The organism is Faecalicatena sp. Marseille-Q4148, from assembly GCA_018228665.1.
GTDB lineage: Bacteria > Bacillota > Clostridia > Lachnospirales > Lachnospiraceae > UBA9414.
This window is the reverse complement of sequence record CP073692.1, coordinates 2169742-2181876: the sequence shown is the minus strand read 5'-3', so window position 1 is coordinate 2181876 and position 12135 is coordinate 2169742. Positions and strand designations below refer to the sequence as shown.

At 46.0% G+C, this 12135-nt stretch carries 10 protein-coding genes; 3 read left to right on the top strand and 7 right to left on the bottom strand.

The genetic code is table 11. The features are described from left to right. Positions 1–22 precede the first annotated feature (22 nt). Complete coding sequence (locus KFE17_10415) at positions 23–1783, top strand: alpha-galactosidase (protein ID QUO31288.1); 1761 nt, start codon at positions 23–25, stop codon at positions 1781–1783. Between the two features lie 65 nt (positions 1784–1848). On the opposite strand, the gene KFE17_10410 is transcribed toward KFE17_10415, so the two are convergent. The 7 genes from KFE17_10410 to KFE17_10380 all read right to left on the bottom strand — a co-directional run bounded on the left by KFE17_10410 (position 1849) and on the right by KFE17_10380 (position 9490). Then, complete coding sequence (locus KFE17_10410) at positions 1849–2196, bottom strand: 2-dehydro-3-deoxyphosphogluconate aldolase (protein QUO31287.1); 348 nt, start codon at positions 2194–2196, stop codon at positions 1849–1851. Positions 2197–2233: 37 nt separating this feature from the next. Beyond that, positions 2234–3511 (bottom strand): membrane transport protein, encoded by a 1278-nt coding sequence (locus KFE17_10405; protein ID QUO31286.1) that lies wholly within the window; start codon positions 3509–3511, stop codon positions 2234–2236. Between the two features lie 308 nt (positions 3512–3819). After that, complete coding sequence (gene pdxA, locus KFE17_10400) at positions 3820–4893, bottom strand: 4-hydroxythreonine-4-phosphate dehydrogenase PdxA (GenBank protein ID QUO31285.1); 1074 nt, start codon at positions 4891–4893, stop codon at positions 3820–3822. 26 nt (positions 4894–4919) lie between these two features. Then, positions 4920–5828 carry a 4-hydroxy-tetrahydrodipicolinate synthase gene (gene dapA, locus KFE17_10395; protein QUO31284.1) on the bottom strand — a complete coding sequence of 303 codons (909 nt, stop codon included), beginning with the start codon at positions 5826–5828 and terminating at the stop codon, positions 4920–4922. Positions 5829–5877: 49 nt separating this feature from the next. Further along, a complete protein-coding gene (locus KFE17_10390; GenBank protein QUO31283.1) occupies positions 5878–7041 on the bottom strand; it encodes an iron-containing alcohol dehydrogenase in 1164 nt (387 codons plus the stop codon). A gap of 35 nt (positions 7042–7076) precedes the next feature. Beyond that, on the bottom strand, positions 7077–8237 hold the full coding sequence (locus tag KFE17_10385) for an exo-alpha-sialidase (protein QUO31282.1): 1161 nt from the start codon (positions 8235–8237) through the stop codon (positions 7077–7079). Beyond that, complete coding sequence (locus tag KFE17_10380; GenBank protein ID QUO31281.1) at positions 8237–9490, bottom strand: four-carbon acid sugar kinase family protein; 1254 nt, start codon at positions 9488–9490, stop codon at positions 8237–8239. Before KFE17_10380 ends, KFE17_10385 begins: the two co-directional genes overlap by 1 nt. 211 nt (positions 9491–9701) lie before the next feature. Here KFE17_10380 and KFE17_10375 point away from each other — a divergent pair, with 211 nt between their 5' ends. Beyond that, positions 9702–11504, top strand: a complete 1803-nt coding sequence (locus KFE17_10375; GenBank protein QUO31280.1) for a PrpR N-terminal domain-containing protein — start codon at positions 9702–9704, stop codon at positions 11502–11504. Then, on the top strand, positions 11504–12034 hold the full coding sequence (locus tag KFE17_10370; protein ID QUO31279.1) for a GNAT family N-acetyltransferase: 531 nt from the start codon (positions 11504–11506) through the stop codon (positions 12032–12034). The genes KFE17_10375 and KFE17_10370 overlap by 1 nt, the downstream gene beginning before the upstream one ends. The last annotated feature ends 101 nt before the right edge of the window (positions 12035–12135 follow it).

The following is a 12135-nucleotide window of genomic DNA, read 5'->3' as shown; positions in this document are numbered from 1 at the left end:
TGAAAATCAGGAGGAAAATACTATGCCGAAAATGTGCGGAATCAAAAAGACAGAACAGGTGCAGTTGAATGTTGAGACAGTAGAAAAAGAAGCCGGAGTTGTGATTTACAAATGCAGCTTTGCTGTTGAAGAAAATGCAGTAAAAGAAGCTCAGGAAAATGGTTATACAGAACTTACATGGATTTTCCCATATCTGGACTGTGCAGGTGTATGGCATCCGAACTGTGGAGCAGATCGTTCAATTAATGCAGACTGGGATGCATATTTCAGAAGTATGACAGCAAGTTCTGCTCCAATCATGACGCTGTTTAGTGAGGACGGAAGAAACAGATACACAGTAGGATTGTCAGAAACAAAAGAAATTATTGAATTTCGAGCAGGAATCCATGAGGAAGATGGAACAGTACTCCTGCAGATAAAAGTTCCGAATGCTTACATTTCAAGAACAGGAACATATGAGCTTGAGATTCTGCTGGATCAAAGAGATATTCCGTTCTATGAGTCTATCGCAGCAGTATCAAAGTGGTGGGAGACAGATTGTGGTATCATACCGATTGATCCGGCGGAAGCGACAAGAGAACCGGTATATTCTACATGGTACTCTTATCATCAGAATTTGACAGACAAAGAGATTGAAAAAGAATGTCAGCTTGCTTCAGAAATCGGATTTAAGACAGTGATTCTGGATGATGGATGGCAAACGGATGACAATAATAGAGGTTATGCATTCTGCGGCGACTGGGAAGTTTCTAAAAACAGATTTCCGGATTTCAGGGAACATGTTGAGAAAGTACACAATATGGGTATGAAATATATGATCTGGTACAGTGTGCCATTTCTCGGATGCAAGGCAGAAAAGTGGGATGAATTCAAAGATAAAATTCTGTTCTATGCAGATTCTATGGAAGCAGGAGTACTCGATCCGAGATATCCGGAAGTAAGGCAGTACCTTGTTGATACCTATGTAAGAGGAATGAAAGAATGGGGACTTGATGGATTTAAGCTTGACTTTATCGATCAGATTATAGCAAGAAAAGATACACCGGAATACAATGATAAAATGGATATTTGCGGTGTCCAGGATGCGCTTGATCAGCTAATGCTTCAGATTTATGCTGCAATTTCTAAAGAATTGCCGGAGGTCATGGTAGAGTTCCGTCAGCGCTATATCGGGCCTAATATGAGAAGATATGGGAACATGTTTCGGGTAACAGACTGCCCGAATTCAGCGATTAGAAATAGAGTCGGTATTGTAGATCTTCGTATGCTTTCCGGTTCTACAACAGTTCACTCAGATCCGCTGATGTGGCATCCGCAAGAAACTCCGGAACTGGCAGCTCTGCAGATTATTTCCAGCATTTTTGCGACAGTACAGATTTCAGTCAAACTTGAAGAAACTACAGAGAAAATGAAGAAAATGCTGAAATTCTGGGTGGATTTTATGCGGGAACATAAAGATTTGCTTCAGAAGACGCAAATCCGTCCGGAGGAACCGCATAACCTTTATCCGGTTGTCTGGGTAATTGGCAATAAACAGGCGATTGGAGCCGTTTATACAATGAACCGTGTGATCGCGCTTCCGGAAGAAGCTAAGAGCTACATCGTTTTAAATGGTACTAAGGCAACAAGAATCCTTCTGGAATCAGAAGTGAATGGAACATATGAGATTGTTGTGAAAGATTATAAAGGAACAGTAACGGAGACGAAAATAGTTGAGGGAAGCCTTGATGTAATTGCAGTTTATGTTCCGGTTTCAGGACAGATTTACATTACAAGAAAATAAAAACCAGAAAAGGAAAGAACGGCAGCGGTCCTGGAACCGGCTGCCGTTTTGAGGAAATTAGGAATTTATTTCTGTAAAATATGGATGGCGAAACCACCATATTCTCCATTCAGATAGATATTTTTTAATTTGCCCGCTTCTGTGTAAGCTGCTGTATCCATCTGAAAAGAAAAGCCTTTCTCTTTCAGTTCTTCTACAGCTGCCTCCAGATCATCGGTTTGCATAGCAATGTGTCCATTGCTTCCGAGAAACGGAGCTTTCATACATTCGAAGTACGGTCCGCCGAATTCGGATTTCTGTCCGTGGCGAGGCTCAAGATTAAACATCATGCTGAGCAGTTCAGCAAGTTTCAGCGCTTCGTCAGCATTTGGTGTGTTAATGCCAACGTGCACAAGTTCAAAATTATTTTTCATAATGAATCAACTCCTATACATTCAATGCGATCCGATACTATACCGGGAAGATCAGCAGTGATCCGGCTGTTAAAGCAAGCAGACGAATGAAGTACTGCGGGATCGTAAACTTCCAGAATTCTTTGATATTGTAATCACCAACGCCCATTACCATCGCAGGCATACCGTCGATTGGAAGGAAGTGTCCGCACCATCCGGAAATAACGATTGCACAGGCAGCGGCTGTTGGATCAAATCCAAGATTTACACAAGTTGCGATTGCAAGCGGTGCAAATACATAGACAGTACCGATTGTAGAACCGGTCATTGTTGCAAGTACGCTTGTCAGGATGCAGAATGCGAAGATCATGATGAATGGATTGATGTTTCCACCAAGCATTTCAGCTACTTTTGATCCGACAAGGTCTGTAAGACCTGTACTTCCGAGCGCGTCTGCAACACCGATAACACCGGCAGACATCAGGATGATCGGAGCGCTGATCGCATCGCGGATCTCTTTGAAATCCATAACGCCTGCAACGAGGATAGCGCCTACGGAAAGACCGGCGATCGCATAACCTGCATCACCGATTTTGCTCTGAAGCAGCATACCGATAACAGCTACAACGAATGCAATGTAAGTAACATTTTCTTTCCATTTTGGAAGCTTTGTCTCAAGAACGCCCTGAGCTTTTGCTTCTTCTGTTGCTGCGGCGATCGGATGATCTGGCAGGTATTTGTACTGAATTACACAGTTTAATAAGAAGCCGAGAGAAAGAATCAGGTTCACGATAGCAAATTTTGCAACCGGGATATTTGCAGTGATACCGGCGCTTCCAAGTACTGCGATTACGATACCGTACTGTAAAGCAGTGTTAAATGGAATCAGCGGATGGTTAGCAGCAAATCCGGCAGTCATGATGATCTTTGACGGCGGAAGTTTCTGGCTGTATGGCAGAGTAGAGAGTAAGCCGATGGTCATTACATAGTATGCTGTGGATCCTGTACCGAATAAGCTGCATCCAAGCATAACAACGAGGATCATAAGCATGTAGGCTTTGAAGCCTCCCCGGTTCGCCATGTTAAACATGGTCTCTTTGAATTTTACAATAAAGCTTGTTTTCTGAAGCGCTGCAATGATTGCCATGAATTCAGCCAACATAATGATTGTTGAGTTAGAGAATCCGGCAAATGCAGACTTGATATCAGCAATACCGAAAATAACAAGCAGTAAACATGCCAGAAGTGGCGGTGCGCCGAATGGCAGCTTATCCTGCATGATCAAAATGATCATGAGAACGGTAATTGCGATAGCAATAATCATTTGTGTTGTCATATAGTTCTCCTCCATTCTTTAGATGATACCGTGTACAAAGTCTGCCACTTTGCACAAAACATATCTTCTTAACTTGGGTTTAGTATACAAGATGACAGAAATAGCAACAAGAAAATAAGCAGGCAGATGTGTTATAATTAGAAACACATAGAGGAAAATTATAAAATTTGCATAAAAATATGTTGAAAAATGAAACATTTACCGTCAAAAGGTTGATAAGTGTTTCGAAATAGAACATATGGTAAAAAATAATGCCGGCCTGTGGGAGTGAAGCCCCAGCAGGTCGGCATTTGTGCTGCATTTTCTTTTTATTTTTTCTGTCCGTTTGTCATGCGGATCGCATAATCGATGGCATTGACAAGACTTAATTCATTGCTTGTACCTTTGCCGGCAAGAGCGAAGCCGGTGCCGTGGTCAACGCTTGTACGGATGATCGGAAGGCCGAGTGTGACATTGACGCCTTCTACCGCTTTCCATGTCTGGAGTTCGCGGTCATAAACGAAGCCCACTGTCTTCAGCGGGATATGTCCCTGATCGTGGTACATGCAGACAACGATATCGTACCATCCGCCAAGTGCCTCTGAGAAGACGCTGTCCGGCGGAATCGGTCCGACGGCATTAATGCCCTGCGCTTTCGCTGCTTCGATGGCAGGCTTGATCTCTTCGATTTCTTCTGTGCCGAAGAGACCATTTTCACCGCAGTGCGGATTTAACCCGGCAACTGCTACTTTCGGATTCTGGATGCCCATATCTTTGCATGCCTTATCTGCGATCCGGATGACATCAAGCACACGGTCTTTCTTTACGCGGTCGCAAGCCTCACGGAGGGAAACATGTGTGGAGACATGGACAACGCGCAAATCATGATGAGCCAGCATCATTGTATATTTCTTTGTGCCGGTATAAGTTGCGTAGATTTCTGTATGGCCGTCAAAATGTGTGTGGCCGTCAGAGTTTTCGCCGTGATAAAACTCAAGGGCTTTATTCATTGCTTCTTTATTCAGGGCATTTGTACAGGTTGCGTCTACTTCGCCGTTCATTGCAAGCTCAATGACTTTGCGGACACACTGGAAAGCAGCATTTCCGCCTTCTACGCTTACCTGACCGATTGGAAATGCTTCCGCATCCGGAATTAATTCCATGTGAAGAACATCGATTGTGCCGGGAGTGAAGAGCGCGTCGCTTACTTTCTCGCAGCGATGGATTGTAATATCCGTCCGGTTGACAAATCGTGCGGCCTGCTCGATCATTTTCATATCTCCGACAACGATCGGGCGGCAGCGGTCATAAATATCTGTATGTGCAAGTGCCTTGACGGTGATCTCAGGGCCGTTTCCGGCCGGATCTCCCATAGTAATCCCAATGATTGGTTTAACACTCATTGTAGTGTGCTCCCTTCTTTATGCAATTAGTGCATTCCTTTTGCTTCGTTTTCTTTCAGAACTTTCTTGATTGCTTCAATACCTTCTTCCGGAACCTGGTTAAATGGCGCGCGGCATGGTCCTACATTGTAGCCGAGAAGGCGTGTTGCTGTCTTAACGATTGTGTTTGGATTGCCGTATTTGAAGCATGCGCGGAAGCTCTGGATGCTTTCGTTGGCAGCTTTTGCTTCTTCAATCTTACCTTCCATAAACAGGTTGTAGATAGAAGCCATTGTATGTGGGTAAACGTTAGCGCAGCCTGCAATACCGCCGGTACCGCCTGCCAGCAGTGTCCAGATGATGAGCTGGTCATTTCCGGATAATGTGTAGAACTTACCGTTTTCTTTTTTATTTCCGGCATCAATGTATCCGAGGATGTTTGTAAAGTTTCCGCTGGAATCTTTTGCGCCGATAATGTTTTCAATCTGAGCCAGACGGGCTACTGTTGCAGGGGCAAGCGCGTTTCCTGTACGGGCCGGGATGTTATAAAGAACGATCGGCATATCAACAGCCTCTGCGACTGTTTTGTAATGTACATAGAGCTCTTCCTGACTTGCAGCGGCAAAGCTTGGTGTAATAATAGAAAGGACGTCAGCTCCGGCAGCCTGTGCCATTTTGCTCTGTTCGATTGTTTCTTTTGTAGAAATGCATCCGGTACCGGCATAAACCGGAACACGTCCGTTACACTGCTCGATGACTGTTTCAAGTACGAGCTGTTTTTCCTTTGCATTTAAAATATAACCTTCGCCGTTTGTTCCGAATGGGAAGAGGGCGTGAACGCCGCCTTCGATCATACGGTCAACCTGGTTGCGGAGTTCTGCGACATTAATAGATTCGTCATCATTCATTGGAGTCAGGATTGGCGGGATAATTCCTTTTAATTCGATGTTTTTCATGGTAAAATGTCCTCCTTTGTGGAAAATATTTATGATTGCATTTATGTTTTTATAAAATCTGTTTGTAAAGCTCTCTTGCATCGTCTGCTGTTAAGGTGCGAGGATTATTTACGAGAAGTCTCTGTACCTGCATTCCGGATTCCACAAGTGTTTCCAGATCGCTTTCCGGTACGCCGAATTCTTTCAGACTTGTCGGAATGTCCAGATGTTTTACGATCTCTTCCAGACGATTGATGATCCATGCGGATTTTTCGGCTGCAGTTTTGCATATCTTTACTTCATCGTGGCAGCAGCGGTCATATGCAATTGCAAAACGTTCCTGACAGGCAGGTTCGTTGAAGCGCATGACCGGAGCCAGAAGGATGGCATTGGAAACGCCGTGGGCAATGTGATATTTGCCGCCAAGCGGATAGCTGAGTGCATGAACAGCAGTTGTACCGCTTGCGGTAATGGCAAGGCCGCCGTAGTAAGCTGCAATCTGCATCCGGTTTTTCTCCTGCATTGCCTCCGGATCATCGCAGGCTTTCTCAATATTGTTCAGGATCAGATCCAGTCCTTCCAGAGCGTACAGGTCGCTGAATGGATTTGCTTTATTGCTTGTGAAACATTCGATGCAGTGGGCAAGGGCGTCTACTCCTGTTGCAGCCGCGATGCTTCTTGGAAGATTCTTGATCATGCGTGCATCAAGGATGACATAATCCGGAATCATGTTCTCATTTACAATACCGACTTTCAGTTCCTTCTCCGGTACGGCAACAATGGCATTCGGAGTTACTTCCGCTCCGGTTCCGGCTGTTGTCGGGATCAGAATGGCAGGTACGCATTTCTTAGCGCGTCCCGGATCGTCCAGAAGCTCTTTGACGCCGTACTCATCTGTTACAAGTACGCTGGCAAGCTTTGCTGCGTCCATAACGCTTCCGCCGCCGCAGGCAATGATTATATCTGCGCCGCTTTCTTTGAACTGGTCAACAAGCTTTTGTACAGCCATGTAGCTTGGTTCTGCCGGAAGATCGTCAAGTACATAGTAATCGGCTCCGGAAGCTTTCACTGCTTCTTCCGGAAGTGTGAACAGTCCGGCTGCTTCGATCCCTTTGTCAGTAAAGATTGCCACATGTTTAGAGCCGCGGGATTTCAGGATCGCTGTAATATTGTCCATAGCATTTTCTCCGCCGTAAACAGCGTGCGGCATCTTCAGGTTATATGTTGTCAGCATAATTTCAAACACTCCTTTTTATGAAAAATGAATTTCTAATGGCTCTGCGCGGCTGTCGGGTTGTAAAGTCCTACACGTTCGCGTTTCTCGCCGAGTACGTCTTCCTCACGGAAGCACATATATTTTACACCGAGACGTGTGCGTGCGGCATAAGCAAGGTGGATCATGCCGTCGCGTGTCTGCATAATGTAAGGATATTCATACTGTTTATTGTTTGTTTTATTTTCTTCTCCGATAAATCCTTCTCCGCGCTCCATCCAGCGAATGATCGGGAAGGTAAGTCCGCCGTCTTCGGAAAGGGCTACGGCAACCGGGCAGCGAAGTCCCGGCCATGCAGCTTTGCCAGGCTGCGGATCCGGTGTACAGGTTGGATTATAGGCAATGGCAATCCGTCCGCTCTGAAGCTTGATGGCGCTGATGCTTGAGTTATTATTCGGAAGCGGTGTCGGCTTTGGAACGCTCCATGTATCGCCGTAATCAAAGGATTCGCTTCTGTGGATGCGGTATGCTTCACGGTTTCTCATAAATGCCACAAGATGTCCCGGTTCAAGTTCTACCACATTGGCGTGCACATGTCCGTTGCTCTCTGGCATCATGACCATGCGCCATGTTTTGCCGCCGTCATCGGAGATACGGAAGGCGCTTGGATCGCCGGAGAGTCCGTCTTCAGAATCGGTACAGATCCAGTTGGAGAAGATCCAGCGTCCATTAGAAAGAATCTGGATCGGCTGGCGGCAGAAAGTACCTTCTTCCGGGAACATTGTTTCATATTCGCCCCAGGTGCGTCCGCCGTCGGTACTTTTCTGACAGCGCACAACAGAAGTAAACTGCATATTGTCTTTGCCTTCCTGGCGGTCAAGCTGAGCAGTGTACATAGCCCACACAGCATCGTCAGGTCCGTAAAACAGTGACGGGTTCTGTTCGCTTCTTGTCGGATCACCGGAAATGTCAACCGGAGGAAGCCATTTATCAGTTCCGTTTGGCAGAAGAGAGCAGATGATATGAATGTCTGCGCTTCCTTCATAAGTACCTGCAAACCAGCAGCAGAGCAGATCGCCGTTTGGCAGTTCTGCCATTGCCGGCGCGTGGGCAGTCGGATATCCGCCTGTTGGAAGAAGCGCTTCGTATGTGCCCATTTCTTCATTTTCGTAAATTTGTCCGTCCCAGGTCAATCCTGGCAGTTTTTTGTATGTCATTAGTTTCCTCCTATTCTGTCGGCAAGTGTGATCAGAAGATCTTCCTGACCGAAACCGCCTGATTTTGTGATGACATGGCGTGTGCAGCCGTGGTAAGTAAACTGTGCGAGTACAACGCCTTTGGCAAGCTCGCAGATTGGTTCAAGTTCGCTGACGCCAATGCAGTTCATGCACTGCAGGAGCGTATCTCCGCCGGTCAGCAGCAGCGTGCCGAGAGACGGGCTTGTGAAAATCTCTCCGACAAGTGCTCCGAGACTTCCGGCAATCCGGACACGGACTGTTTCCAGATCCATATCGTGAGCAGCCGCGTAATCGGCAGTCAGCTGATTTCCGCCCGGATCGTTTGTTTCGATAATACAGTGAGGATTCTTCTTCAGCATAGATTCAATCTGTTTCAAATGTTCTGTGCCGTCAGAGCTTTTCCAGTAACCGGATGTGAGTTTTTGCTCCGGCGTCAGGCGAAGTCTGGAGAATCCGGCCTGTTCTGCTGTGTCTAGCTGTGCGAGTGTGATTGGATTGACGCTTCCGCATACGACAAGAAGGCGTTCGTCCAGCTTCGGAAAGGTGCGTTTCGTATCCGGAGTAATATTCAGAAGTTCCGGAAGAGATGCGCCGAAACCGGCACAGCCTGCCATAATCTGAAGTGTGTTTTGCCGGAACAGAGCTTTTCCCGTGGCAGTCAGTTCTTTGCTATGTTCCGCATCGAAGACGAGAATCCCATCTGTCTGGGGAACCGGATCAGTCTCATTTAACGCCGGGAAACTGTGTGCCGGACAGTCGGTCTGTTCTGCAATCAGCTCTGTGATAACGGAATGTCTTACCGGTTCAAATGGATCGATACCAAAAGGACTTTCTGTTACAGGAACACCGTCGATATAATGGACGCCGTTCTTTGTAATACGATTCAACTGTGGAAATGCCGGAAGGAACGGAAGCTGTCTGCATCCGCTTGCATCCAGAAGCGCGGCAAGCTCAGCTCCGATATTTCCGCGCAGTGCAGAATCTGTTTTCTTATAAATATAGTGGATATCTGTCTTCAGACAGCGTTTTGTCAGTTGATATACAATGTCATATGCTTTGTCAGCCGGCAAATGTCTTGTTTCTGTATCGATGACAAGCACTTCTGCGTTCTGAGAAGCAAAATCAATTTCCGTATCTACGACAACCTGGGTTCGGATTCCGCGGGCAGCGAACTGTACTCCGGTATCAAGTGCGCCGGTAAAATCGTCCGCGATAATCAAAAGAAGGCTCATGGTCTTCCCCCTCCTCTCTTTCGTTACTGTTATTATGACGAATTTTAGGAAACTTCGCACGGAAAAAACAGAAGAAAGATGTTCCAATTTAGAACGAATTTGAAAAAATACTGAAATAATGATGAAAATGTTTTAAAATGAAACGCATAAAACGTGCAATTTGTATAATCATCTGATATAATGGTAACAAAACGAAACGGAGGGATTGATTTTGGTCAACACACATACACGAATTCTTGGAATTGCACCTTATGAAGGAATGCGTACGGTTATGGAACGTACTGCAGAAGCGTATCCGAACGTACAGCTTGATGTTTATACAGGAGATCTTGAGGTAGGAGCAGCCATTGTGCAGCATGTTCCGATGAACTCTTATGACTGTATTATTTCCAGAGGAGGAACTGCAACGATGATACGGCAGATGACAGAGCTTCCGGTTGTAGAGATTCCGCTTTCCGTCTATGATGTGCTAAGTGCGATGAAGCTTGCTGAGAACTATTCCAGGCGTTATGCCATTGTCGGGTTCTCAAGCATTACAGAGCCGGCGCATACGCTCTGTGATCTTCTGGATTATCACTTGACGATCCTTACGGTAGAACATGCCGATGAAGTTCCGGAACTTCTGAAGCATCTGAAACAGGAAGGCTACCACATGGTTGTCTGCGATATGGTAACCCACAGAATTGCGCGTCAGATGGGGATGGATGCATTTCTCATTACATCGGGTGTGGAAAGTATGCATGCTGCCTTTGACCAGGCGATCAATATCAGTCAGTGGTTTGGGCGGGTACGGCAGGAAAATATGTTTCTTAGAAGTATCACAAAAGATCAGAATGGGCGTGTTGTCGTACTTCAGCAAGACGGAAGGATTTTTTACAGCAGTCCGACAGAACCGTCTGCCGGTCTGGTAGAGACTTTGAAATCCCATCTGCGGGAAGTGCCGTCAAACAGTTCACTGAAATTTTACTATACCGAGCGGGATCAGCTATACCGGATTACGGGACAGACATTGCTAATGGATGAGAAGCGTTACTGCCTGTTTTACTGTGTTCCTTCCAGGATTTCCATGCACTCCAGCTGGGGGAAGGGTATCCGGTCTATGAATAAAGGAGAATGTGAATACTTATTTACAACAAGCTTTTACAATACAAGCGGCGCCATGGGGACGATGGATGAAGAAATCTTAAAACTGGCGGAAGTGCGCCAGCCGGTTATGATCCGGGGCGAGGCGGGAACCGGCAAAGAACAGATTGCATGGTTTCTTTATCTGCACAGTTCACGAGTCAACAAACCATTTGTTCTTGTGAATTGTGAACTGGTCAATGAAAAGGGATGGGATTTTCTCTTATGGCACGATAATTCGCCGTTAAATGCTACAGGCAACACAATCTATTTTCAGAATTTCGAGATGCTGGAAGAGGAAACAGCAAAGGAGCTGCTTTCCGTGATCCATGAGACCGGGCTTGCCAGAAGGGTAAGACTGATCTTCTCTTATGTCTGTCCGGACGGCGAGCCGGAGCCGGAGCGTATGAGAAAATTTCAGTCAAAGCTTGGGTGTCTGATGCTGAATCTGCCGTCACTTCGCAGTCGGGCGGATGAGATTTCTTCCCTTGCCAGCGTCTATCTCAGCAGTCTGACAGTAGAGTTGGGAAAACAGATATCCGGATTTGAACCGCGGGCGATCGAAATGCTGCGCCGTTATGACTGGCCAAATAACTATACACAATTTAAGTACATTCTCCGCACCCTTGCAACAACAGCAACTTCCAGTTATATTAGAAGTAATGCGGTTGCAGAACTTCTTGCGAAAGAGCGTCCGGTAAAAAAGAATTTCATACCCAATAAGCCGTCTGCCAATACAGAAGTGACGTTGGAGGAAATCATTCATGACGTGGTAGAGCAGTCTGTAGCGGCGCACGGCGGAAACCGTGCAGCGGCAGCGCGCCAGCTTGGGATCAGCAGGACAACGCTGTGGCGCTATCTTAGTAAAAACGAAGATAAAGGAGAAGCGTAATGATAGAATACAGAGTCATAAAAGAAGAGGAACTTACAAAAGAATTATTTAAAGATTTTATCCGGCATCAGGTTGTAAATGACTGTTGGCGCCGGGAGGAAGGAAAGTGGGTAATAAAGCCGGATCCGTTTATTGATGACTGGACACCGCAAGAGTACGAATTTCTTGTTACCTGCTTAAAGAATACCATTCGAACAGGAGGATTTGTGTACGGAGCATTTTCAGATGGAAAGCTAAAAGGCTTCACATCTGTGGAGGCAGAAATCTTCGGCGGAGAACACAGATATGCAGATCTAACCTGCATCCATGTATCAGAAGATATGCGCGGAACGGGGATCGGCCGGGAGTTATTTCAGGCAGACCGGCAATGGGCAAAGGAGCATGGAGCAAAGAAGCTTTATGTTTCAGCTCATTCCGCTGTGGAAACCCAGGCATTTTATAAGAAAATGGGATGTGCAGAGGCAAAAGAATACCGTCAGGAACATGTGGAGCAGGAGCCATATGACTGCCAGCTGGAATGTGAAGTATAAAGAATAGCTGTAAAGAACGGCCACATTCAACATTGTAACCTTTCTCTGAGTATGGTACAATTTACATAATAGAATTTTAGCCGGAGAAGCGTCGGTTAGAA